Below are 23,425 nucleotides of genomic sequence, written 5' to 3' on the forward strand. Positions count from 1 at the left end.
ACTCGATGCAATTGTCATTTAGGTCAATTTATTTTAAAAGCGTAGATTTCTATAAAATTAATAATCTATAAAAATCCACATATTAGTCCAGTTATAAGAAAATTTTTACCGTTTATCTTTGACAATTCTGCATGTCAGCAATGACATAGTTTTTTTATAGTCTGCATGTCAGCATAAAAAACAAGCATTCTCTGTGTAGGACAACACAATCATGAGTCAAATGATAAACAAAGCCCAAGGATTCGGCTTAGCGCTACTCACTAAAATGGCATCGAGTGATCTGCTCGATCAATTCAAATTACGCAAATGGGTTGAACAATCTCTATATCACTCAGCCAAAGCAGGTTTTAAAACCTTTGAAACCACTCAAAAAAATTTTAAAAGCACACAAAAATTACCGCAACAACGACTGACACGTCAATCCAAAGATTTATTTGATTTGTCATTGAGTGAAGAACAGCAAATGCTGGTCGATGCCATGCAGCAATTTGCTACAGAAGTGATCTATCCATTGGCACATCAGGCAGATCATGATGCGAAATTCCCACAAGTATTATGGCAATACAGCACAGATTTAGGTTTGAACACCTATGCTCTGCCCGAAGCTTTAGGCGGTGTTGCCACTGAACAAAATATTGTCAGCCATATTTTAATTGCCGAACAATTGGCACGTGGCGACTTTGGCTTAACCGCAGGATTACTTTCCACATTTGGCGTAATGAATGCCATAACTCGCTGGGGTTCAGAACAGGTTCAAAATCAGTATTTATCTGCGTTTTCCGAAACAGACGCGAACCATCCAACGCCACTTCAAGCCACTTTTGCGATTCAGGAAAATACTGCTGCGTTTAATCCGTATCAGCTAAAAACCAAAGCGACTTTGCAAAATGGACAGTACCTAATTACAGGTGAAAAAACGCTGGTGATTTTGGCCGAAACAGCAGATTTATTTTTGGTTAGTGCAGAGCTAAATGGTCAAGCCGATGTGTTCATTGTGCAACGTGATGCTTCTATTCAATTTAAAGCAGCGCCTGCAATGGGCTTAAAAGCCTGCGAAACGGCGACTTTAAAGTTTAATCAAACCCCTGCGGAGCGTTTAGGCACAGATGATTTCGATTACAGCGCATTTTTAGATTTAGGCAATCTCATGTGGTGCGCCATGGCAGTTGGTTGCTGTGAAGCAGTGAAAAGTTATTGTATTCGCTATGCCAATGAGCGCACTGCATTTGGCGAACCAATTTCACATCGTCAAAGTGTGGCTTTTATGATTGCAGATATGGCCATTGAAATTGAAGCCATGCGCATGCTGTTGCTGAATGCAGCGAGTCTTGCCGAATCGGGTAAAAACTTTCATCGAGAAGCATATTTAGCACGTCTGCTCTGTGCAGAAAAATCTATGCAAATTGCCACCAATGGCGTGCAAATTTTAGGTGGTCATGGCTTTACCAAAGAACATCCTGTAGAGCGTTGGTATCGTGATTTACGTGCGACTGCAATTATGCATTCAGGCTTGCATGCTTAATCTCACACCATCAATAAACGATAGCCAGCTAGAAAAATAAGGAATACATCCATGAATTTACAAAATCCAAAAAAATTCAAAATGTTGGTCGATCAGGCACATGAAGTTGCTTTAAATGTATTACGTCCCATTTCAAGGAAATATGATAAAGCCGAACACGCCTACCCGAAAGAATTAGACATGCTTGCCGCCTTAGTTGATGGTATGAACCAAGCGGGCGATGGCATGAATGCAGGTGCAGCAGTCAACAAACGTGGTGACACATCTACAGGTAACAAAAATGGCGTAAATATGTCTACCGCACTGAGTATTGTCGAAATGTGTTATGGCGATACAGGTTTATTACTCAGTATGCCACGCCAAGGTTTAGGTAATTCTGCGATTGCTGCGGTGGCCAATGAAGAACAATTACAACGCTTTAATGGTGTTTGGGCAGCCATGGCAATTACCGAACCCAACTGTGGTTCTGACTCTGCGGCTATTCGTACCACTGCCACCAAAGTAGACAATGAATATATTTTAAATGGTGAAAAGATTTTTGTGACCTCTGGTGACCGCGCCGATGCCGTTGTTGTGTGGGCAACCTTAGACAAAAAACTGGGACGTGCTGCGATCAAATCCTTTGTTGTGACTAAGGGCACACCTGGCATGACCGTGGAACGCTTAGAATATAAATTAGGGATTAAAGCCTCGGACACAGCAACAATTCGATTTGAAAATTGCCGTGTTCCTGCGAGCAACCTTTTAGGCAATACAGAAATTGATGTTGCCAAAGGGTTTGCAGGTGTGATGGAAACCTTTGATAACACTCGCCCTTTGGTGGCAGCTATGGCCGTTGGTTGTGCCAAAGCCGCTTTAGAGCGGATTAAGGAAATTTTTAAAGACCAATTAGATGCAAATTATGCCACGCCCTATTTACAGTGTTCACATATCGCAGCACAGACTTATCGGATGGAAGCAGAATGGGAAGCCGCACGTTTATTGATGCTCAAAGCAGCATGGATGGCAGACAATAAACAGCCTAACTCACGCGAAGCTTCTATTTCCAAAGCCAAAGCTGGTCGCGTGTGTAATGAAATCACGCTCAGGTGTGTCGAGTTAGCTGCATCGGTGGGTTATAACGAAGATGAGTTATTGGAAAAATGGGCACGTGATTCGAAAATTTTAGATATTTTTGAAGGTACGCAACAGATTCAGCTATTGATTATTGCCCGTCGTGAATTAGGTAAAAGTTCGAGTGAGCTCAAGTGATTTTATGATTTAAGGCATATAGTAAAGTAAGATAAAAGACAGATTTTCATAGAAATATTGCTATAAATTTCTGTCTTTTTCTATATAAATTAATCTTCAGGTGAAAAAATTGCGATATATCTTGCTAAAACCTCATCCAAAACATCTGCGTGCGAGGATTCTAAAAACCGCGCGTGTCTAGCTTCAAAATCTAAAGCTCTAGATTGATCACAACGCACAATACCTGTAGTTTTCCCACCAATAAGCTCTACAGCGAAACCCATATTTCGTGCAAAGTTTCCACCAGAAGTAATAGGCAAAACAATCGGCATTTTAGTAATAAGATTAAATGACTTAGGTGAAATAACAAATACAGGTCGCTTACCTTGTTGTTCATGTCCAAGTGTTGGATCTAATGAAATCAAATAAATATCGCCTTGATTCATTAGATTTCTTCTCGCCCAACTGCTTTTACATCATGCCACGCATCTTGCTCTAATGCTAAAGCTTGATGCTCTTGCAGCAAGTCAGCCAATTTATAAGATGGCTTCGCTTTAGGTTCGACCACTAACTTACCATTCACAATGCTCAGAGAAACTTCCTTTCCCGCATCTAAACCTAAACTTTTTAATAATGTAGGCGGTACGGCAAGCATGACCGAACCACCTACTTTTCTCAAGTTTGTATGAATCATACCCACCTCAATATTATATAAATATATAACTTTATTATGCGCCAAAATGAGATGAAGTCAATTCATAGTAAGATGAGTGAAAATAGACATCTGGTATACATCTCAATCTTTCCTTTGAAAGATATATACAAAAGAAATATCAAAATGAATATTAAAAAATAATCTTAATAATTCAATCAATTATCCACCACACCAAATTTCTTAAAAATTCGTGCACGGCGTTTAGGCTGAATATTGGCTTTGTTTAAATTGCCTTGATAATGTTCAAATACACGTTTATCCATAATTTTAAACCACAAAGGTGGAATCATGGCAGGCAGCAACATGCTGGCATAACCGCTTGGTAATTCAGGCGCTTCATCAAAATGTCGCAAAGCCTGAAATGGTCGGGTTGGATAAGCATGATGATCGGAATGACGTTGTAATTGATACAAAAACAAATTGGTCACAATATTGTTATTATTCCAGCTGTGTTCAGGCATAGTGCGCTCATATTTGCCATGCGCATCTTTTTGTCTAAGCAAGCCATAATGTTCTATATAATTAATTATTTCAAACAGGCTAATGCCATAAAAAGCCTGTGTCGCCAAATACGGAATGATCCCAGTACCAAAACGCGCCAACAATGCAGCATGAAATGCCGCACTCATGCCCCAGCCTTGTAATAATTCATTGTCTTTCGACCAAAAACTTTTGCCTTTACGTTTTAAACGCTGAGTTTCAATTTGCAGTGCAGACTTAAACGAACCTTTTACCGTGCGGGGCCAAAACTCATAAAATGTTTCTCCCATACGTGAAGATGCAGGGTCTTCAGGTGTCGCAGCACGTTTATGATGCCCATACGGATGCTCAACCCGAAAATGGTTATATCCTGTTGGTGCTAAAGCCAAATGTGACAGTAAGTGATCTATTTTTGAAGATTTATGGCTGAGTTCATGCGCAGTATTGACAGCAATACCATTCACCATCCCCATGGAAATACCCAGAAAAATTTTATCGACTAACGAGGTTTGTGGCCGTCCAACCAAATAAGCTGCATAAATATTGGCGGCATATTGCAAAGGAATAAAACTTTTCACCAAACGCGAATAATACCGATCTTCCTCAAGTCGTTTCACATCTTCATTGCTTGGGTTATTGGCATCTTGACCAATTAAAGTATCAATTGTTGGAATAATCACATGCAATAATAAAGGGCCACCTAGAGCAAAAACTTTTTTCGCAGGCTTCGGAGCGAATTGATAACCCGCCAAAATCCCCATCCCCAATACAGGTAAAAATGGGCTGATCAACCATAAATAACGCTTTTTATCGAGTTGAGCCGCGCTTTTATAAGGAACATCCTGTTCCATCTCTTTAAGCAAATGAAGTGGTGCGTTCATCTTATTTTCTTCCTTCTACGCTGTTCTACCTATATATTTGAGGAAAGACACGAGAATGAACAGTTGCAGACGTCCAAAAAAGCTATGCAAAAGTCTTTGGCGCAAAAATGCGCTATATTGTCCTGAAATCACAGGTTTATTTTTTATAATGATTTATGCTTAAAATATGGATGCTTTAAGTAAAATTTTTGATGATATACATCTGCACCAATCAGAATATATCTATTTAAATCCTCAAGGAGATTGGTCATTTCAATATCGTGACCAAGGGGCAATGCTGGCTTATGTAGTACTACAAGGCTCGCTGCATATCCATTTATCTGCACAGACACACCTTCACATTGATGCAGGTGATATTGTCCTGATTCCATCGGGTTGCAGTCATTACGCAAGTGCAACTGCAGACACTCACTGGACAGAACACTTTGATATTTCGGATTTATTTCAAATTCAGTCACAGCAGTCAATAAATTTTGGCACGATAAATCACACACAAGCTGAAGACGCATTTATTTTGGTGATTCAATGCCACATGGACACCACCATGGCAAAACCGCTTTTAAGTGCCCTACCCGAATATCTGCATATTCCGCATATCATGTGCAGCACAGCGCCCGAGTGGTTACAAATTGGCTTGCAATTTTTAGCGGTGGAAAGTCATCAAATCCGACCGGGACGGGATAAAATATTAGATCACTTGGTCAGTATTTTACTGATTGAATGTGTGCGTGATTATATTTTTCAGCTTGATGACTCAAATAACTGGCTCGGCGCTTTGGCACATCCTGAACTTTCCAATGCGCTCGCAGCTATTCATGGTCAACCCGAAAAAGCATGGACGGTAGAAAGTTTGGCAGAACAATGTTGCATGTCACGTTCTAAATTTGCCAATTTGTTTAATCAGGTGATTGGTGAGCCGCCTTTGGCATACTTACAACAACATCGGCTACGCTTGGCATCGCATTATTTACAGCAAGGACAATTGTCGATTCAACAAATTGCCCATCGTGTCGGTTATTCTTCCGAAACCGCCTTTAGCCAAACTTTTAAAAAGCAATTCGAGCTAACACCTAGCCAGTATCGGCAGCAGTTTCAAAACAACAATGCAATCACGAAATGAACAGTTTAACGATCTAAAATCGCCAAAATTGCTTGTGCAGGGTCTTCGCTGTTATCGGACAATAATTGCTTATGCATAGTGATATGTTGCATCACTTGAATTTGTGCAGTTTCGATATAAATTAACTTTTCAATTTCTGCTGCCAAACGCTCTGGTGTTGCATCATCCTGAATTAATTCCTGAATCACCTTTTTACCTGCAATAATATTTGGCAATGAATAATAAGGAATTTTCACCAACAGTTTCGCAATCCAGTACGTAATGCGATTGAGCTTATAAAACGTAACCATTGGACGATGTAATAGCATCGCTTCTAACGTCGCCGTGCCTGAAGCCAGTGCAATCATATCGGACGCATTCATTACCTGACGACCAATTTTGGATTCTGTGCCACGATTTTCCATCAATTGCACTTTGTCTTGTAATGCACTCGGATAAGACTGCAGTAACGCTTCAATTTGTTGTTTACGTGCATCATTAATTGCAGGAATTAAAAACTTAAACTGCGGATATTTTTGCGTCAAAATATAAGCCGCATCTAAAACTAACGGCCCTAAACGCTCAATTTCACCACGTCGGCTACCAGGCAATAACGCAATATGTTGTTGCTGTTGGTCTAAACCCAATTCTTGTTTTGCTGCAGCAATTGGATTTTCCAACGGCAACTGACTCGCCAAAGGATGTCCGACAAAGGCTGCAGGCACATCCCATTTTTTAAAAAAGGCTTTTTCAAACGGAAATAAACACAGTACCAAATCTATACTGGCTTTAATGCCATGTACCCGACCTTGTCGCCATGCCCATACCGAAGGACTGACATATTGCACGGTTTTAATCGGCAAGTTTTTCTGTTTTAAACTTTTGGCAAGACGTAAATTAAAATCAGGCGCATCAACTCCGACAAAGACATCGACGGGATGTTGAGTCCACTTTTCGACCAAACCATCCCGTACTGCAAAGAGTTTTTTCAAATCTTTCAGCACTTCAACAATGCCCATTACCGATAAAATATCCATCGGATAATAACTTTTAAAACCTTCCGCAATCATTTGTGGGCCACCAATGCCTTCAAACTCTGCATCAATGCCTTGCTCACGAAAACGTCGCATGAGTTGTGCCCCTAAAGTATCACCCGATACTTCTCCCACAACGATACCTATTTTAAGTTTCCGATTTTGCAAGCGTTTTGTCCTCTAAATTTTAATGGATATGAATTTTCGCATTTTAGCATAGCCACTGTATTTTGTAAGAAACAGAAAGTAAGCCGTGGCTTGAATCTGCGATCTTTTGCACTGATTTTCCACATTGACTATATCTGTTTTAAGAATAAGTAAATCATTAATCAAGACAACAGCTTATTGCCAAAAGTCATAATATATTCACGATTTTTGACTTCGGCATATCTTCATGGTTGGTCCTTTAGAGTTTATTTTGGCAGGTGTATTGGTCGGCTTCTGCGTGGGTGTGACTGGCGTAGGTGGCGGTTCACTGATGACTCCCATTCTGATCAGCTTGTTTAAAATTGAACCGCATATCGCAATTGGAACAGACCTACTTTATGCCGCCATTTCAAAATTCTGCGGCTCATTGGTTCATGCCAAAAAAATGAATATTGTATGGCCCATTGTCATTTGGCTTGCGGTGGGCAGTATCCCTGCTTCATTTGCGACCCACTGGGTTTTAGAGAATTATTTAAGCCAATCTACCCATTACAAAATGGTACTGACCGTGGTACTGGGCTTTATGTTGACCTTAACTGGCATCTCAATTGTGTTTCGCAGTCAAATTGAAACGTTTTTTAATAAATACCATAAACAAGAATTGCCCGATATGACCCAAGACCTTGAAAAGGTCAAACTACAGGCTGCAGATAAGCGTGCCCTCATTGTAATTATGGGAGTTGTACTGGGTGTATTTGTCACACTTTCTTCAGTGGGTGCAGGTGCTTTTGGCATCATGGCATTGGTGCTGATGTTCCCGAATCTACCGATGATTCGTATTATCGGTTCAGATGTCGTGCATGCCGTCTTACTTACCCTAGTTGCAGGCTTAGGTCACATGAGTTCAGGCAATGTCGACTTTCACCTATTGGTTTGGTTGTTGGTTGGCTCGATTCCTGCAATTGTGGTGGGAACTTTAGTCAGTTCACGTTTACCTGAAAAAGTGATTCGTAAAGTTTTAGGTATTACCTTATTTATTATCGGGATTAACTTTATGGTCAATCCTGTGAAATCAAAACCTATCAGCACACCAGAAACTGCAACAGCAGTTTCTGAGGCACAAGCCAGCCAATAATGAATGCTTTATCTGACAGGATTTTGCTAAAACAGACCGTTTAATTTATCTACCCGATTCATCACTTATTTTTTAAAGAAGTATTCATCTTTTTATAACAAAATACAGTGAAATTCATGTTATATTCAGACTATTAAACAATCTTTTGTATGATCAAACCAGTGACGGCAATGAATACTTTACAGTCTAATCCTCTTACACAATCAGACATCGATGACGTGAATATTGAAAGTATTCAGCCACTCGTGACTCCTGCAGAATTAAAAACTGAGTTACCTTTGACTGAAAATGCTTATCAAACCGTTCTTCGTGGTCGTGAAACAATCCGCAATATTTTAGATGGTAAAGACAAGCGTCTATTTGTGGTGATTGGTCCATGTTCTATTCATGACCCTGCTGCTGCACATGAATATGCAGATCGTTTAAAAGTATTAAGCGAAAAAGTAAAAGATTCTCTTTATATTGTGATGCGTGTTTATTTTGAAAAACCACGTACTACAGTGGGCTGGAAAGGCTTAATTAACGATCCAGACATGAATGACTCTTTTAACATTGAAAAAGGCTTGCGTCTTGGTCGTAAACTTTTACTTGAGTTAAATGAAAAAGGTTTGCCATGTGCGACTGAAGCACTTGATCCAAACTCTCCGCAGTATTATCAAGATTTAATTTCTTGGTCTGCAATTGGTGCACGCACTACAGAAAGCCAAACGCACCGTGAAATGTCATCTGGTCTTTCTTCTCCAGTCGGCTTTAAAAATGGTACAGATGGCGGCTTAACAGTTGCTACCAATGCCATGCAGTCGGTAAAACACGGTCACAGCTTCTTGGGTCTTAATGATCAAGGTCAGGTTTCAGTAATTCGTACTAGCGGCAACCCGTATGCACACGTGGTTTTACGTGGTGGTAATGGCAAGCCTAACTACGATGCAGGCTCTGTTGCAGATGCTGAAAATGCATTAAACAAAGCCAAAGTCAGCACCAAAATCATGATTGACACCAGCCATGCTAACTCAAACAAAGACCCATTCTTACAGCCATTGGTATTAAAAAATATCACTGAGCAAATTTTAGATGGCAATAAGTCTATTGTTGGGATTATGGTCGAAAGTCACCTGAAAGGTGGTCGTCAAGATATTCCTGAAAACTTATGCGATTTAGAGTATGGTAAGTCTGTGACTGACGGTTGTATCGACTGGGATACCACTGAAAAAGCATTGCTTGAAATGCATGAAGCATTAAAAGACGTTTTAGTGAATCGTTAAGATTTAAAAACGCCATCTTCATGATGGCGTTTCTATTTGTAGCATAGGAAATTCTGCGCGCATGAATGACATTGAAACCCAACTTAGCCAAATTAAAAATTTCCAGTTCATTCATGAGCGTTTGTTTTCTTCAGGTCAGCCTACGGCTGAAGAATTAAAACAAATTAAAGAATATGGTATTGGCACTGTCATTAATTTGGCTGAAAGTGATGCGGAACACGCCCTTCCCCATGAAGACAAAATTTGTCTGGATGTTGGACTAAACTATATTCAACTGCCAATTTCATGGGAAACACCATCCTCTGATCAATGTTTATTATTGCTCGATTTGGTCAATCATTTATTAGAAAGCCAAATGGTGTGGGTACATTGCAGCAATAACAACCACGTCAGTAGTTTAATGTATTTGTATCGTCAATATTTTATGGATGTGGATATTGCAACGGCTCAAGACTTTTTACATGATATCTGGAAACCCAATGAAACTTGGACAGGCTTAATTCACGCCGTTTCTTTGCAATTACAAGGTCGTAAAGCCACGCAAGATTTACAACAAGCTTTAGAATCTGCTGAACTTTCTTAATTCAGCAGATTGTATAGATAAAATTCTAACGCGATTATTTTGTATGAGAAATCAATACAATCGCTGTTGCTAAAATACCTTCCTGACGCCCAGTAAAACCTAATTTTTCAGTGGTTGTCGCTTTGATACTGATTTGTGTGACCTCTACATCCAATACATCAGCGACACTTTGGCGCATTTCTAGCGTATGCGGTGCAAGTTTAGGACGTTCGCACGCCACAGTAATATCGGCGTTATTCAGTTTATAGCCACGGTCTAAAATGAGTTGATAAACCTGTTTAAGCAATACCCGACTATCTGCACCTTTATAATTTGGATCGGTATCTGGAAAATGCTGCCCAATATCCCCCAGCGCCAAAGCACCTAATAATGCATCGCATAGTGCATGCAGCACTACATCACCATCTGAGTGTGCTTTTAAACCTTGTGTATGAGGAATTTGAACACCTGCAAGCGTCACAAAATCTCCCGCTTCAAAGGCATGAACATCTAATCCTTGTCCAATACGAATCTGTGCAACCATGTTCAACTCCTGTAGAAATAAATCATTGAAATCTTGTATTCATACTTTCGATTTCGCTATATTAGACCTAGCGCAACATAGTGAAAGTATAAGCGATCATGCTGTTGAAATCTGAGATTCATCTTATCAAAAACTTAAGTACACTGCTGTTATTTGGCTGTTTATATTCATCTTTCTCTTATGCACAAGGGATTGATTGTAGATCTACACCCAATAAAAAGTTGGCGCAGGTGTGCACAGAAAATTTCTCAGAATTGCGTGAAAAATTAAGTGATCAACATTTAACAGCTTATTTGATGAGTGATGCGCCTATTCGCTTGTTAGAAGATACTCAGCAATTGTGGATCCAACGCTTACAGCAATGCAAAAGCTTAAATTGTTATACTCAGCAATTTGATTTTAGAATTGATCAACTGAATTTTTTCACTTCAATGAATCAAAGCATGACTCAACATTATTTAAAATATGAAAATGGTCAATTTGCTGCACAACCCGTACATTTACAAATTCATCAACTCAATAAAAACAGCATTAAAATTGAAGGTATTGCTTATCGCAATCCAAATAACCGCCTTGAAAGCCAAAGTATTGCCTTTTTAGCTTATACAACACCTGATCAAAAAAACAAAATCATCGACAATGAGCACGATTGCAGTTATGAGTTTAATTATTCTAAAGCAATCTTAAAAATTCAAACCAAACAAAAAGGTTGTGAACGCTTTGCGGGCATCTATCGTTTATACGATTAATGCTGAACAATAGATTGTATTAGACAGATTAAATGAGCAACCACAACACAATTGGCAAAGTTAATGCGGCGAATACGGTTTGCAAGCTAATAATTGAAGCCATTAAACGACTATCTCCCCCTAAAACTTGTGTAAGTACATAAGCTGCCGATGCAGTAGGTAAAGCAAAAAACAAGACTAAAATTTGCGACTCCAACACTGGAACATTTAAGCTCTGACAAATTAGCCAAGCCAAAGCAGGCATAAATAACAAACGCCCGAACACATTCAATGCCAATGCGAATACATCTCGTTGCAAGCCATTAAATTGTAATGCTGCGCCCACACACATTAATCCCAAAGGCAAACTGCATAACGCTATTTGACGAATAAAATGCGCTGCACCTTCCCACAAGCTCAAACCTGATAAATTAAATAGACCGCCAACAATACACCCTAAAATTAATGGATTTTTCATTAATGACCATAAGATTTGCTTTGCCTGTAAAGTCTTAGTATCGCTTAAAGCCAGCACAGATAAAACATTCACCAATGGAATGCAGAACACCAAAATAATCGCAAACAGCGCCATGCCCTGCACCTGAAACAATGCTGCGACCAAAGCCAAACCGATATACGTATTGAAACGTACCATGCTTTGCATATACACCCCAAAACGGACTGCGGGTGTTTTGAAATAGCCGCGCAAGGCATATAACAGACAACTTACTAAAGCCACAATAATCCCTACGACCGACAAAATCTGTGCGATTGATTTCGCTTCAATGTTTGCTGTAGCGAGGTTTAAAAACAACATGCTAGGAAACAAAATATAGTAATTTAACTTTTCTGCACCCTTCCAAAATGGCTCATCCAACATACGTGATTGCTTAAGCAGATAACCCATTGCAATTAAGGCAATCAAAGGGAAAAGTGCAATAAAAATTAAATGGGTCATGGGGTGCTCTGTGTTACTGTTATGCTGTTCTTTTTAAATTATTGCTTAATAAATAAAGTAAATTTACTGGATATTATAAGGATTGTTTTGTGTTTATCCTAATTGCTTAGGCTTTTTAAAACCACAAAAAGAGAAAAAGAGAAAAAGATGATAATAGCAAAACTCACCTACATCATCTTTCAGATGGATTCTGTATTAACGATGAGTATGGATAGACATCACAATCCCCATACTCGCCAACATGGAAATAACAGCCGTTCCACCATAACTCATCAGCGGCAATGGGTCACCCGTTACAGGTAAAATACCACTCACCATCCCTGAGTTTAGAAATACAAAGAAAAAGAAAGTCAGACCAACCGTGCCTGCATACAAACGTCCAAAATTATGGAAACAATTCATCCCAATCATCAAACAACGTAAAATAATGGCAGCAAACAAACTGAACAGTAAAAATACGCCAATAAAACCAAATTCTTCGGCATAGGTCGACATAATAAAGTCAGTATGATGTTCAGGCAGATAACCCAAATGTGATTGCGTTCCTTCTAAATAACCTTTACCTGTAAAGCCGCCTGAACCAATGGCAATTTTAGATTGAATAATATTCCAGCCTGCCCCCAAGGCATCCGACTCTGGGTCAAATAAGGTTAGTACCCTTTTCTTTTGGTACTCCTGCAAAAAGAACATCCAAAGCAATGGTGCTGCGAGCGCCAATGCAGTGATTCCTCCTAAGATTAATCGCCATGACATGCCACTTAAAAATAGCGCAAAGACACCAGGAATAATCAAACCAATGTTTAAATCGGGTTGCAATGCCACCAAGACAAAAGGAATCATCATAATCACTAAAGCGACAATGATATGGATCAATTTAGGCGGGAAAGCACGACGCGAAAAATACCACGCCATCATCAATGGCATGGCAAATTTCATAAATTCACTGGGTTGCATACTGCCAATACCCGGCAAGCTGATCCAGCGTTTTGCCCCCATACGGGTTTCACCAATGACCAAAACCAAAGCCAGCATGATGACTGCAAAGATATAAAAATATGGACTGGCAGCTTGATATACCTTAGGCGGAATTTGCGCCAAAATAATCATGGCGATAAAACCAATGCCAAAACTGGTTGCTTGACGCAGCACCATCCCCATATCTTGCGCGGTGGCACTATATACCACCATTAAACCCAGAATCGCATTTAAAATCAGAAAACACAGCAACCATGGATCTAAATGTAATTTAGTCCAGCGTGAGGAATCATTTTTAATGCTTCTACCATCACGTAATGAGTGACGTAAAAAACGATACTGCTGCGATGGATTCATGCGACTCAAAGGTATTTAAAATAGACAGGATGGACAATTATAGAAGCAAAGCGGCACAGAGTGAATCATTAAAGCTTAATCGTTGAAGATTCAAGTTTAACGCGGTGTTAATTACACTAGATTTTTATCATCCATGTTGTTGTGAGGCTAAAATTAAACGTGCCAGCTCTAAATCATCGGGATAGGTGATTTTAATATTATCCGAACGACCGTGCACAACATTTACAATTTGCCCTGCTGCTTCTAAAGCACTGGCCTCATCGGTAATCGTCAATTGCTGTTTTAATGCAGATTCAATGGCTGTTTTAAGCACATCAAGTTTAGCAATTTGCGGAGTTTGCGCTTGCCAAAGTTGGTCACGGCTTACCGTGGTTTCAATTTTTGTGCCTTGGCTTACCTTTTTTAAAGTATCACGCACTGGAATAGCCAAAATTGCACTTTGATCTGTTGCCAGTGCAGTCTGATACAACTGTTCAAGGCAAGCAGCTGTCACACAAGGACGCGCTGCATCATGCACCAAAACCCAGTCATCTACATGGGCGATTTCAGATAAATAATGCAGTGCATTCAAGACTGAATCCACTCGCTCTGCACCACCTACGCAAAAATGTGCTTTTTCTTTTTCTGCCAAGTTTAGGTTTTGCGCCACATCATCTGCTTGACCAATCGCCAAAACATAACCCGCTAAAGGCAAGTGATTTAAACGTGCGATGCTGTGCGCTAAGACTGTTTGATCTTGAATATACTGATATTGTTTAAGTTCAGTTCTAGAAAAACGACTACCAGAACCCGCTGCGGGAATAACCGCCCAAAGTTTAGGGTGTCGGGGCGGTTGCTGCTGCAGGTTGTTGTGATTCATTGGTGCGTAAATCTACTGTGGAATTTGGTTGAATATAAATTGGTTTATATTGTGTGCTGATGGTGCTCATTTGCACAAAGGTTTCATGTGGCTTAATTAAGCCTAAATCTAAACGGGCATGCTCTTCAATGGCTTCTACCCCATTTTTTAAATCATAAACTTCTGCTGCAAGTACACGATTGCGCTCCTTCAGCTCTGTATTTAATTCTATTTGTTGTTGGATTTTTTCTGTCAGTGCAGCATGGTCACGATAACCACCTTCACCAAACCAGTGTAAATATTGAAACCCTGCGATCAAAAAGATCGCAAGGCCCAACAATGCTTTACTCGCTTTGGAGTCAAATACATTTAATAATGACATCTACTGATTTCGCTTAGTTCAAACCTTTGAACTCAGCTTTACCGCGATATGCAGCATTCGTCAATTCTTCAATACGAAGTAATTGGTTATATTTTGCTACACGGTCAGAACGGCACAGTGAACCAGTCTTGATTTGACCTGCTGCTGTACCTACTGCAAGATCCGCAATTGTAGAATCTTCAGTTTCACCTGAACGGTGTGAAATAACAGTTGTGTAACCATTGGCTTTCGCAAGGTAAATTGCATCAAGCGTTTCAGTCAAAGTACCAATTTGGTTGTACTTGATCAGGATTGAGTTACCTACTTTTTCATCGATACCGCGTTGTAAGATTTTCGGGTTAGTAACGAACAAGTCATCACCGACCAATTGAATCTTGTCACCTAAGATCGAAGTGAGGTAAGACCAACCTTCCCAATCAGACTCATCTAAACCATCTTCAATTGAGATAATTGGATATTGATTTACAAGACCAGCTAAATAGTCAGAGAATTGGTTGCTTGTGAATGCTTTGTTGCCTTCACCTGCAAGAATGTACTGACCATTTTTGTAGAATTCTGAAGATGCACAGTCAAGCGCCAACATGATGTCAGAACCCGCTTTGTAGCCAGTCTTCTCAATAGCTTCAAGAATAACTGTGATTGCTTCTTCGTTAGAACGTAAGTTTGGCGCAAAACCACCTTCATCACCCACTGCTGTGTTTAAACCTTTTTGATTCAATACAGATTTTAATGAGTGGAAAATTTCTGCACCAGCACGTAATGCTTCAGAGAATGAAGTAAAGCCCACTGGCTCAATCATGAACTCTTGAATATCAACGTTGTTGTCTGCGTGTGAACCACCATTTAAGATGTTCATCATTGGTACAGGCATGGTTAAAATGCTGTTGTTACGAAGGTCTGCGATGTATTGGAAAAGAGGAATTTTCTTTTCATCAGCAGCAGCGCGCGCAGCAGCCAAAGACACGGCTAAAGTTGCGTTAGCACCTAATTTTTCTTTGTTTTCAGTACCATCAAGCGCAATCATGGTGTTGTCGATGTCTTTTTGTTCAAACACAGACTTACCAAGTAAAGCATCACGAATTAAAGTATTGACGTTATTTACCGCAGTTTTAACGCCTTTACCCAAGTAACGTGCTTTATCGCCATCACGAAGTTCTAGAGCTTCACGAGAACCAGTTGAAGCACCTGATGGTGCACATGCACGGCCAACTACGCCAGATGCTAAGATTACGTCTGCTTCGATGGTTGGGTTACCACGAGAGTCCAAAATTTCACGTGCACGAATGTCAACGATTTGGCTCATGAACAATTCCTCAGTTGATTAATAACGTGATGCTTTAGGCATCAATGAGTCTATAATTTAATATGGATCTAATTTAGTGTGTATCTAGCTTTTGGAAACCTTTTACCAAGGTATCCAATTCTTTAAGCTGTGCCAAGAACGGCTCAAGTTGTGATAGACGCAATGCACATGGGCCATCACACTTTGCCTGCTCTGGTTCGGGATGTGCTTCTAGGAATAAACCTGCCAAGCCAGTTGCCATACCTGCACGTGCCAAGGTGGTAATTTGTGCACGACGACCACCTGCCGAATCTGCACGACCACCCGGAGTTTGCAAAGCATGGGTTACATCAAAGAACACAGGTACATTCATTTCTTTCATGATGTCAAAGCCCAGCATATCGACAACCAAGTTGTTGTAACCAAATGCTGAACCACGCTCACAAAGAATCAATTTGTCATTCCCTGCTTCTAAACACTTATGCAAAATATGACGCATTTCGTGCGGCGCAAGGAATTGTGCTTTTTTGATGTTGATAATGGCTTGAGTTTTTGCCATCGCTTCAACCAAATCGGTTTGGCGACTTAAAAACGCAGGAAGCTGAATAATATCTGCCACTTCTGCCACAGGCGCAGCCTGATACGGCTCATGCACATCGGTAATAATTGGCACATTAAAATGCTTTTTAATGTCAGCCAGCCATTCAATACCTTTTTCTAAACCGGGACCACGAAATGAGTTCAGGCTAGAACGGTTGGCTTTGTCAAAACTGGCTTTGAATACATACGGGATATTTAAGCGTGTGCAAATATCCACATAAGTTTCAGCAATTTCAAATGCAAGGTCTTTAGACTCAAGTACATTCATGCCGCCAAACAATACAAATGGCAAATGATTCGCCATTTGTATATCACCCAAACGTACAATTTCTTGTGGTTTTAATTGTGACATTTCAACTTCCTAGTTTATCCCTAAAGCCATCTTATTTGGTTTTTTGATGCTGTTGTTTTGCCGCACCGATAAAGCCAGCAAACAATGGATGTCCATCACGTGGCGAGCTGGTAAATTCTGGGTGGAATTGTACCGCAATAAACCAAGGATGTTGCGGAATTTCAACAGTTTCAACCAAGTGCTGAATTGGTGAATAACCCGAAATTTTAAGACCTGCTTCTTCAAGCACAGGAATATAACGGTTATTCATTTCATAGCGATGGCGATGGCGCTCTACAATTTCTGCAGAACCATACACTTCACGAGTTTTGGTACCTTCAACCAATTCAGATTTTTGTGCACCTAAACGCATAGTGCCGCCCAAGTCAGAATCGACAGAACGCTGTTGAACTTCGCCGCGCTCATCTAACCATTCAGTAATCAAACCAATAAGTGGCGACTTAGTCGAACGGTTAAACTCTGTTGAACTTGCATCGGCAATACCTGCCACATTACGTGCATATTCAATAACAGCCAATTGCATACCCAAACAGATTCCCAAGAATGGGACACCGTTTTCACGTGCATATTTGATGGCTTGCATTTTACCTTCGGTACCGCGCTCACCAAAGCCGCCCGGAACTAAAATTGCATCGGCATCTTTAAGTACAGTATTAACGTCTTGGCTTTCAAGGTCTTCTGCATTGACATAGTCAATTTCAACTTTGACGCGGTTTTGAATACCCGCATGCAATAATGCTTCGTTTACAGATTTATAGGCATCTGGCAGTTCAACATATTTACCCACCATCGCCACACGAACGCTGTATTCAGGGTTCAATAATGCATCAACTACGTTATCCCAATCAGATAAATCTGCTTCTGGAAGATCATTGAAGCCAAAACGCTCACAAATTAAATCATCAACGTCTTGTTCATAGAATGTACGCGGAATTTGGTAGATGGTTTTGGCATCTTTACATACCACAACCGCACGTGCTTCTACGTTGGTAAATAACGCAATTTTACGGGTAGTGTCAGCATCAACATCATGTTCAGTACGGCAGATGAGAATATCTGGCTGAATACCGATAGATAACAATTCTTTAACTGAGTGTTGAGTTGGCTTGGTTTTTAACTCTGCCGCAGATTTGATATATGGCAATAAAGTTAAGTGCATGAGCATAGTACGCTTATGCCCTAATTCCACCATCAATTGACGTACAGATTCCATGAATGGGAGAGATTCAATGTCGCCTACTGTACCGCCAATTTCTACGATTGCGACATCGTAGCCTTCGCCAGCGCGAAGTACACGTTCTTTAATATTATCGGTAATGTGTGGAATCACCTGAACAGTACCGCCCAAGTAATCACCACGGCGCTCTTTGTTTAGAACGTCTTGATACACGCGACCAGATGTAAAGTTATTTAACTTGGTCATTTTCGCACGACGCAAGAAACGTTCGTAATAACCCAAATCTAAGTCAGTTTCGGCACCATCCTCTGTGACAAAAACTTCACCATGTTGGAAAGGACTCATTGTCCCTGGATCGACATTAATGTATGGATCCATTTTGACCATGGTTACTTTTAAACCACGGGCTTCTAAAAGTGCAGCAACTGAAGCAGCTGAAATACCTTTACCTAGTGATGAAACTACACCACCAGTCACGAAAATAAAATGGGTCATTGGGTTTCTCGTACAATCGAGCCTAAATCGGCCTGCAATGTTGCGCAATTTTACTTTACTCTGCACCAATAAAGCAAAGTCATTCCGCATCAATTCATAGAACAATAAACAATTGGTTATTCTATCAGCATTTCCTATAAAAAATTAGAACTTCTTGAGAGGATTTTCATCTGTCATTTTATTGCTATAATACGTCCGTCTATCCGATCTTTTATTTTGTGCAATTATGAATAAGAAACTTTTAATTTGTGGTGCAATTGCAACGGCGTTGTTATTAACTGCATGTGTAAAAAAAGAACAGCCAAAGCAAGATGAGCAAGAACAAGTAGAGGTTCAAACTGAACAAACTACTGAAACTGCTCAATTTGAACCACTAGAACCTGTTGAAAACATTCAAGATGCTGAACCAGAAGCGCCTGCACAGGTAGAAGTGGAGCGCACTGAAACAGTGAACACCACAACTGAAATCCGTCGTGAAACACCTGCACAACCTGCTGCTGCACCTGCGCCTGCGCCGAAAGCGGCAGCTCCTGTAGCAGAAGATAAACCAACTCAAGCACGTCCAAGCAATAACACAGGTGCTCAATCTGAAGATGATGCTGTTGCCGCTGCGATTGCTGCTGCAACCCCAGCACTTGAGAACTAAGTGCTCACTTAAAACTAAGCTTTAAGTTAAAGTCAGTTTTAAGGTGTAAGTTCTTATCTTAGATTTGAATTGACGTTAAAAAACCCAGTCATTGTGTACTGGGTTTTTTATTCATTTGGATGAGTCTTCGCTGAGATAACTCGTGAATACATTTGCAATACAGCTACCTATTTCTATATAGGTTTGTGCGCTTCACTTTAACTTGCCTGCAGCAACTGCGATTGCACTTTAAAATAATTAGAAATTAAACGCGATGCCCAAGATTTAGTAAAACCGACACCTTCATAAAAACCACAATGACTGCCTTTACGGGTCGTCACTACCATAATATTTGGCATTTTCCGTATGGTTTCTTTATAAGGATCAAAGTTTTTGATGTGGCACACTGGGTCATCTTCTGCATTTAAAACCATAAGCGGAATTTTGACATTCTCAAACACATAAATTGGGTTAATGGCTTGTGTGTAGCTGTCATAATCTTCAAAACCCGCCAATTCAAAATACGCCTTTTCAAACTCTGCCAGTGTAGTCGCACTTAACACTTGCGATAAAGATTTTACGTTTTGCCAAATGTCCTGATGGGGCTGAATAAAAAACTGGAATAATTTTTTGGTCATCACTTTACTGTAAAAAGGATGCACATGCTGAAAGCCTAGTTCAGTGTTATATCCTGGGCACAGTGCAAACGCGGCTTTAATTGGGGTTTGCTCGCCTTCTTCGCCCAAATAGCGCACCAATAATCCTGTCCCTGCGGAAGAACCAACAGCATATAATTCAGATTGTGGAAATTGTTGCTGAATAAACACTATTTGTTCACGCAAATCATGCGTCGAACCAAACAGATTCATTTGTGGTACAGGCATAGGTAAATTGCCATGCCCACGACGTAAACATAAGGCAATACGCCACTGTGTCTGCTGATGTAAATCGCGCACCAACTCACGCATACTTTCCAAAGAACCTGTAATGGTATGCATTAAAACAATTGTGGGAGTATCTGCAGGTAAGTCATAACCCACCCAAGCAACTGCGGTGATACCGCCATCTTGCATAGTGAGTTGATCAACCCGATCATACTGCTGACGAATGGTTTTCTTTTTAATTAAATCAAAATATAAAAGATGCGCATGTGTATTGGACAGCCACGGTGTTGGACGGTATTTTTCTTTGAGCTGTGGTAAATAATCCAATACCCGACGGATTTCTCCATGTGGATGATAATACAACGTTGGTAAATCTGCGCCTGTGACCTGATCTAAAACCGCTTGTGTAATTTTCGCTATTTTTTGTAATGTAGACATCATTTTACTCCCAAGCAATACATGCACTTTCAAGCATGCCAACCCAAAACCGATTTCTATAAAACAACTTCATTGCCATACACACGCGGTATTTTATTTTTCGGTTGGCATAAAGGCAGCCATACGTTGTCCCATTTGCACAGCCAATGCCTCTAAACCACTTTTCGGGCGAATCATCACTTCAAAGTCCACAATTTGTCCTTGTGTATTGAATTGAATCATATCAATTCCTTTAAGTTTTTTATCTCCCACATTGGCGGAAAATTCAAGTACAACATTGCAACCATCTTCAGTATAAAACTCACGGTGATAAGTAAAGTTTTCAAAGACCTGAATTACATTGGTCAAAATAAAAAATACCACTTGTTTACCCGCATAAGGTTGGTACGCTACAGGTGAACGAAACACCACATCATCTGCCAGCAATTCACTCAAAATAGACATATCATGGTTTTGCAGCATTGTATGCCAACGCTGTACCGCTAATTTTGTTGTTTCCAAAGTCATGTTAAGTTCCTTTTTTTTGTTTTGATATTTCATTTCTATGCAGAGTCCCTGAGTGAGACTGAAGCACTGCTGCACTGGGCAGAAGCGATTATTAACTCTCTCCCCAGCCCCCTCCCAAAGGAGAGGGAGAAGGAATTACATTAAATTTTCGCTGCCAATTCAGCACCCTGACGAATTGCACGTTTGGCATCTAACTCGCCTGCTTCTTTCGCCCCACCAATTAAATGCACATTTTTGCCTGCTGCCTGTAATTGCTCATACATGGCGGTGTAAGACTCTTGCCCTGCACAAATCACCACATGATCAACTTCGAGCACTGTACTTTGACCATTGACGGTGATGTGCAAGCCTTGATCATCAATCAGGTCATAACTTGCCCCTGCAATCATTTTAACGTCACGGTTTTTTAAACCTGTACGATGAATCCAGCCTGTTGTTTTACCCAAGCCAGCACCCACGGATGATGCTTTACGTTGCAATAAATAAATTTCACGTGGCGATTCTTCAACTTTTGCTGCTTTTAAACCACCGACATGCGCATAATTGGTATCAATTCCCCATTCATCGTAGAATTTTTCAGGATTTAGACTACCACTTTCACCTTCATGGCTTAAATATTCTGCAGTATCAAAACCAATACCACCAGCGCCAATAATCGCAACACGTTGACCTACAGGCTTACGCTCTTTTAATACCTCAATATAGCTCAGCACTTTAGGGTGATTAATACCTGCGATATCCAATTGACGCGGGGTTACACCTGTTGCCACAACCACATCATCGAAGTCAGCATTGAGCAATTGTTCAAAACTAGCCGTATGATTCAATACCAATTTAATATTCGGTTGCAGCTCAATTTGGCGTTTGAAATAGCGCAAAGTTTCGTAAAACTCTTCTTTACCAGGAATGGTTTTAGCAATATTAAACTGCCCACCAATTTGATTCGATGCTTCAAAAATCGTCACCTGATGCCCACGTTCTGCAGCATAGGTTGCAAAGCTCAAACCTGCAGGCCCTGCACCAATCACCGCAATTTTTTTAGTCTGTGTTGCTTCTTTAAAAATGAGTTCTGTTTCATGGCAAGCACGTGGATTGACCAAACATGAAGCAATCTTCATTGAGAAAATATGGTCTAAACAAGCTTGGTTACAACCAATACATGTGTTGATTTCATCACTGCGACCTTGCTCTGCTTTTTGCACAAAGAAAGCATCTGCCAACATTGGACGTGCCATCGATACCATATCGGCATGTCCTGCAGCCAAAACATGCTCAGCCATTTCAGGGGTGTTAATACGGTTTGAAGTGATCAGTGGCACTTTAACCAAACCTTTTAATTTCTCTGTCACCCATGTAAAAGCTGCGCGAGGGACTTTGGTAGCAATGGTTGGGATACGTGCTTCATGCCAGCCAATCCCTGTATTGATAATGGTTGCACCTGCTTTTTCAATCGCTTGTGCCAATTGCACCACTTCTTCAAAACTCGAACCGCCTTCGACTAAATCCAACATCGACAAGCGGTAAATAATAATAAAGTTTTCACCCACTTCTGCACGGGTACGTTTAACAATTTCAATTGGGAAACGAATACGGTTTTCATAACTGCCGCCCCATTCATCATCACGATGGTTGGTACGCGCAACAATAAACTCATTAATTAAATAGCCTTCCGAACCCATGATTTCGACACCATCATAGCCTGCGTATTGTGCCAATTTGGCACAATTCACAAAGTCGGCAATGGTTTGCTGTACTTCTGCCGATGTTAGTGCATGTGGTTTACTTGGGTTAATCGGTGCCTGAATTGCTGACGGTGCGACAATATCGGGCTGATAGGAATAACGTCCCGTATGTAAAATCTGTAAAGCAATTTTGCCGCCTGCATCATGCACAGCCTGAGTCACCACTTTATGTTTTTCTGCTTCTTGACGAGTATCAAGTTTATTGCCGCCCGCAAAGGTTAAGCCTGCATCATTCGGTGAAATACCACCTGTTACAATCAGCCCAACGCCACCTTTGGCACGCTCTGCATAAAAAGCCGCCATACGTTCGTATCCACCCGGTGCTTCTTCTAGTCCAACGTGCATTGAACCCATTAAGACACGATTTTTTAAAGTGGTAAAGCCTAAATCTAAAGGCGCAAGTAAATGTGGATAGTCAGACATAGAATCTCCCTGCTGGCAAAAATGCTGGCTGTTTTATGCTTAATGCAACTT

23 protein-coding genes are annotated in these 23,425 nt (G+C 40.5%); 8 read left to right on the plus strand and 15 right to left on the minus strand.

Annotation, left to right across the window (positions count from 1 at the left end; translation table 11 throughout):
* Nucleotides 1-211 precede the first annotated feature (211 nt).
* Both FTT74_RS04475 and FTT74_RS04480 read left to right on the plus strand, forming a co-directional pair.
* Nucleotides 212-1,522, plus strand: a complete 1,311-nt coding sequence (locus tag FTT74_RS04475; RefSeq protein ID WP_004973388.1) for an acyl-CoA dehydrogenase family protein — start codon at nt 212-214, stop codon at nt 1,520-1,522.
* A 51-nt stretch (nt 1,523-1,573) separates the two neighbouring features.
* The gene (locus FTT74_RS04480; protein ID WP_154320715.1) at nt 1,574-2,773 is read left to right on the plus strand and encodes an acyl-CoA dehydrogenase family protein; all 1,200 of its coding nucleotides are present in this window, start codon (nt 1,574-1,576) and stop codon (nt 2,771-2,773) included.
* A gap of 89 nt (nt 2,774-2,862) precedes the next feature.
* Here the strand turns inward: FTT74_RS04480 and FTT74_RS04485 are convergent, their stop codons facing one another.
* The 3 genes from FTT74_RS04485 to FTT74_RS04495 all read right to left on the minus strand — a co-directional run bounded on the left by FTT74_RS04485 (nt 2,863) and on the right by FTT74_RS04495 (nt 4,828).
* Entirely contained in the window at nt 2,863-3,198 is a 336-nt protein-coding gene (locus FTT74_RS04485; protein ID WP_096900853.1) for a type II toxin-antitoxin system PemK/MazF family toxin, read from the minus strand.
* On the minus strand, nt 3,198-3,446 hold the full coding sequence (locus FTT74_RS04490) for an AbrB/MazE/SpoVT family DNA-binding domain-containing protein (protein WP_004973383.1): 249 nt from the start codon (nt 3,444-3,446) through the stop codon (nt 3,198-3,200). Before FTT74_RS04490 ends, FTT74_RS04485 begins: the two co-directional genes overlap by 1 nt.
* A 176-nt stretch (nt 3,447-3,622) precedes the next feature.
* Complete coding sequence (locus FTT74_RS04495) at nt 3,623-4,828, minus strand: alkane 1-monooxygenase (protein WP_004973378.1); 1,206 nt, start codon at nt 4,826-4,828, stop codon at nt 3,623-3,625.
* Between the two features lie 166 nt (nt 4,829-4,994).
* Here FTT74_RS04495 and FTT74_RS04500 point away from each other — a divergent pair, with 166 nt between their 5' ends.
* Nucleotides 4,995-5,948, plus strand: a complete 954-nt coding sequence (locus FTT74_RS04500) for an AraC family transcriptional regulator (protein ID WP_096900855.1) — start codon at nt 4,995-4,997, stop codon at nt 5,946-5,948.
* A 5-nt stretch (nt 5,949-5,953) separates the two neighbouring features.
* On the opposite strand, the gene lpxB is transcribed toward FTT74_RS04500, so the two are convergent.
* Nucleotides 5,954-7,129, minus strand: coding sequence for a lipid-A-disaccharide synthase (gene lpxB / locus FTT74_RS04505; protein ID WP_004973375.1), 1,176 nt, complete (start codon nt 7,127-7,129; stop codon nt 5,954-5,956).
* 226 nt (nt 7,130-7,355) lie between these two features.
* On the opposite strand from lpxB, the gene FTT74_RS04510 reads away from it, so the two are divergent.
* The 3 genes from FTT74_RS04510 (at nt 7,356) to FTT74_RS04520 (ending at nt 10,088) form a co-directional block, all read left to right on the plus strand.
* Nucleotides 7,356-8,243, plus strand: a complete 888-nt coding sequence (locus tag FTT74_RS04510) for a sulfite exporter TauE/SafE family protein (RefSeq protein WP_004973373.1) — start codon at nt 7,356-7,358, stop codon at nt 8,241-8,243.
* 170 nt (nt 8,244-8,413) lie between these two features.
* The gene (locus FTT74_RS04515; protein ID WP_042068745.1) at nt 8,414-9,505 is read left to right on the plus strand and encodes a 3-deoxy-7-phosphoheptulonate synthase; all 1,092 of its coding nucleotides are present in this window, start codon (nt 8,414-8,416) and stop codon (nt 9,503-9,505) included.
* Nucleotides 9,506-9,566: 61 nt separating this feature from the next.
* Complete coding sequence (locus FTT74_RS04520) at nt 9,567-10,088, plus strand: protein tyrosine phosphatase family protein (RefSeq protein WP_004973370.1); 522 nt, start codon at nt 9,567-9,569, stop codon at nt 10,086-10,088.
* Between the two features lie 34 nt (nt 10,089-10,122).
* Here the strand turns inward: FTT74_RS04520 and ispF are convergent, their stop codons facing one another.
* Nucleotides 10,123-10,611, minus strand: a complete 489-nt coding sequence (gene ispF / locus FTT74_RS04525; protein WP_004973369.1) for a 2-C-methyl-D-erythritol 2,4-cyclodiphosphate synthase — start codon at nt 10,609-10,611, stop codon at nt 10,123-10,125.
* A gap of 98 nt (nt 10,612-10,709) precedes the next feature.
* On the opposite strand from ispF, the gene FTT74_RS04530 reads away from it, so the two are divergent.
* Nucleotides 10,710-11,360: a hypothetical protein gene (locus FTT74_RS04530; RefSeq protein ID WP_004973366.1), complete on the plus strand. Its 651-nt coding sequence runs from the start codon at nt 10,710-10,712 to the stop codon at nt 11,358-11,360.
* Nucleotides 11,361-11,388: 28 nt separating this feature from the next.
* Here the strand turns inward: FTT74_RS04530 and FTT74_RS04535 are convergent, their stop codons facing one another.
* From FTT74_RS04535 to FTT74_RS04565, 7 genes are all read right to left on the minus strand, one after another.
* Nucleotides 11,389-12,297 (minus strand): AEC family transporter, encoded by a 909-nt coding sequence (locus FTT74_RS04535; RefSeq protein ID WP_154320714.1) that lies wholly within the window; start codon nt 12,295-12,297, stop codon nt 11,389-11,391.
* A 195-nt stretch (nt 12,298-12,492) separates the two neighbouring features.
* Nucleotides 12,493-13,629 (minus strand): rod shape-determining protein RodA, encoded by a 1,137-nt coding sequence (gene rodA, locus FTT74_RS04540; RefSeq protein ID WP_179988624.1) that lies wholly within the window; start codon nt 13,627-13,629, stop codon nt 12,493-12,495.
* A gap of 127 nt (nt 13,630-13,756) precedes the next feature.
* A complete protein-coding gene (gene ispD, locus FTT74_RS04545) occupies nt 13,757-14,488 on the minus strand; it encodes a 2-C-methyl-D-erythritol 4-phosphate cytidylyltransferase (RefSeq protein WP_167846042.1) in 732 nt (243 codons plus the stop codon).
* Nucleotides 14,445-14,849 carry a septum formation initiator family protein gene (locus FTT74_RS04550; protein ID WP_167846043.1) on the minus strand — a complete coding sequence of 135 codons (405 nt, stop codon included), beginning with the start codon at nt 14,847-14,849 and terminating at the stop codon, nt 14,445-14,447. The genes ispD and FTT74_RS04550 overlap by 44 nt, the downstream gene beginning before the upstream one ends.
* A gap of 13 nt (nt 14,850-14,862) precedes the next feature.
* On the minus strand, nt 14,863-16,152 hold the full coding sequence (eno, locus tag FTT74_RS04555; RefSeq protein WP_004973347.1) for a phosphopyruvate hydratase: 1,290 nt from the start codon (nt 16,150-16,152) through the stop codon (nt 14,863-14,865).
* A gap of 73 nt (nt 16,153-16,225) precedes the next feature.
* On the minus strand, nt 16,226-17,083 hold the full coding sequence (kdsA, locus tag FTT74_RS04560) for a 3-deoxy-8-phosphooctulonate synthase (protein ID WP_004973345.1): 858 nt from the start codon (nt 17,081-17,083) through the stop codon (nt 16,226-16,228).
* Between the two features lie 31 nt (nt 17,084-17,114).
* On the minus strand, nt 17,115-18,755 hold the full coding sequence (locus FTT74_RS04565; protein ID WP_004973343.1) for a CTP synthase: 1,641 nt from the start codon (nt 18,753-18,755) through the stop codon (nt 17,115-17,117).
* A gap of 226 nt (nt 18,756-18,981) precedes the next feature.
* On the opposite strand from FTT74_RS04565, the gene FTT74_RS04570 reads away from it, so the two are divergent.
* Nucleotides 18,982-19,401 (plus strand): internalin, encoded by a 420-nt coding sequence (locus FTT74_RS04570; protein ID WP_096900861.1) that lies wholly within the window; start codon nt 18,982-18,984, stop codon nt 19,399-19,401.
* 197 nt (nt 19,402-19,598) lie between these two features.
* Here the strand turns inward: FTT74_RS04570 and FTT74_RS04575 are convergent, their stop codons facing one another.
* The 3 genes from FTT74_RS04575 to FTT74_RS04585 form a co-directional block, all read right to left on the minus strand.
* A complete protein-coding gene (locus tag FTT74_RS04575) occupies nt 19,599-20,705 on the minus strand; it encodes a YheT family hydrolase (RefSeq protein ID WP_026438425.1) in 1,107 nt (368 codons plus the stop codon).
* A gap of 90 nt (nt 20,706-20,795) precedes the next feature.
* Complete coding sequence (locus tag FTT74_RS04580) at nt 20,796-21,209, minus strand: nuclear transport factor 2 family protein (RefSeq protein WP_004973337.1); 414 nt, start codon at nt 21,207-21,209, stop codon at nt 20,796-20,798.
* Nucleotides 21,210-21,349: 140 nt separating this feature from the next.
* Entirely contained in the window at nt 21,350-23,374 is a 2,025-nt protein-coding gene (locus FTT74_RS04585) for an NADPH-dependent 2,4-dienoyl-CoA reductase (RefSeq protein ID WP_004973335.1), read from the minus strand.
* Nucleotides 23,375-23,425: the final 51 nt, after the last annotated feature.

Source organism: Acinetobacter sp. YH01007 (assembly GCF_013420425.1).
Lineage (GTDB): Bacteria > Pseudomonadota > Gammaproteobacteria > Pseudomonadales > Moraxellaceae > Acinetobacter > Acinetobacter towneri.

What these genes read in the sequence shown, in the direction of transcription:
- FTT74_RS04570 (WP_096900861.1), top strand. Translation starts at nt 18,982, where the DNA reads ATGAATAAGAAACTTTTAATTTGTGGTGCAATTGCAACGGCGTTGTTA.
- ispD (WP_167846042.1), bottom strand. Translation starts at nt 14,488, where the DNA reads ATGAATCACAACAACCTGCAGCAGCAACCGCCCCGACACCCTAAACTT.
- FTT74_RS04490 (WP_004973383.1), bottom strand. Translation starts at nt 3,446, where the DNA reads ATGATTCATACAAACTTGAGAAAAGTAGGTGGTTCGGTCATGCTTGCC.
- kdsA (WP_004973345.1), bottom strand. Translation starts at nt 17,083, where the DNA reads ATGTCACAATTAAAACCACAAGAAATTGTACGTTTGGGTGATATACAA.
- eno (WP_004973347.1), bottom strand. Translation starts at nt 16,152, where the DNA reads ATGAGCCAAATCGTTGACATTCGTGCACGTGAAATTTTGGACTCTCGT.
- FTT74_RS04480 (WP_154320715.1), top strand. Translation starts at nt 1,574, where the DNA reads ATGAATTTACAAAATCCAAAAAAATTCAAAATGTTGGTCGATCAGGCA.
- FTT74_RS04520 (WP_004973370.1), top strand. Translation starts at nt 9,567, where the DNA reads ATGAATGACATTGAAACCCAACTTAGCCAAATTAAAAATTTCCAGTTC.
- FTT74_RS04515 (WP_042068745.1), top strand. Translation starts at nt 8,414, where the DNA reads ATGAATACTTTACAGTCTAATCCTCTTACACAATCAGACATCGATGAC.
- FTT74_RS04485 (WP_096900853.1), bottom strand. Translation starts at nt 3,198, where the DNA reads ATGAATCAAGGCGATATTTATTTGATTTCATTAGATCCAACACTTGGA.
- FTT74_RS04550 (WP_167846043.1), bottom strand. Translation starts at nt 14,849, where the DNA reads ATGTCATTATTAAATGTATTTGACTCCAAAGCGAGTAAAGCATTGTTG.
- FTT74_RS04500 (WP_096900855.1), top strand. Translation starts at nt 4,995, where the DNA reads ATGGATGCTTTAAGTAAAATTTTTGATGATATACATCTGCACCAATCA.
- ispF (WP_004973369.1), bottom strand. Translation starts at nt 10,611, where the DNA reads ATGGTTGCACAGATTCGTATTGGACAAGGATTAGATGTTCATGCCTTT.
- FTT74_RS04575 (WP_026438425.1), bottom strand. Translation starts at nt 20,705, where the DNA reads ATGATGTCTACATTACAAAAAATAGCGAAAATTACACAAGCGGTTTTA.
- FTT74_RS04530 (WP_004973366.1), top strand. Translation starts at nt 10,710, where the DNA reads ATGCTGTTGAAATCTGAGATTCATCTTATCAAAAACTTAAGTACACTG.
- FTT74_RS04580 (WP_004973337.1), bottom strand. Translation starts at nt 21,209, where the DNA reads ATGACTTTGGAAACAACAAAATTAGCGGTACAGCGTTGGCATACAATG.
- rodA (WP_179988624.1), bottom strand. Translation starts at nt 13,629, where the DNA reads ATGAATCCATCGCAGCAGTATCGTTTTTTACGTCACTCATTACGTGAT.
- FTT74_RS04475 (WP_004973388.1), top strand. Translation starts at nt 212, where the DNA reads ATGAGTCAAATGATAAACAAAGCCCAAGGATTCGGCTTAGCGCTACTC.
- FTT74_RS04565 (WP_004973343.1), bottom strand. Translation starts at nt 18,755, where the DNA reads ATGACCCATTTTATTTTCGTGACTGGTGGTGTAGTTTCATCACTAGGT.
- FTT74_RS04495 (WP_004973378.1), bottom strand. Translation starts at nt 4,828, where the DNA reads ATGAACGCACCACTTCATTTGCTTAAAGAGATGGAACAGGATGTTCCT.
- FTT74_RS04510 (WP_004973373.1), top strand. Translation starts at nt 7,356, where the DNA reads ATGGTTGGTCCTTTAGAGTTTATTTTGGCAGGTGTATTGGTCGGCTTC.
- FTT74_RS04535 (WP_154320714.1), bottom strand. Translation starts at nt 12,297, where the DNA reads ATGACCCATTTAATTTTTATTGCACTTTTCCCTTTGATTGCCTTAATT.
- FTT74_RS04585 (WP_004973335.1), bottom strand. Translation starts at nt 23,374, where the DNA reads ATGTCTGACTATCCACATTTACTTGCGCCTTTAGATTTAGGCTTTACC.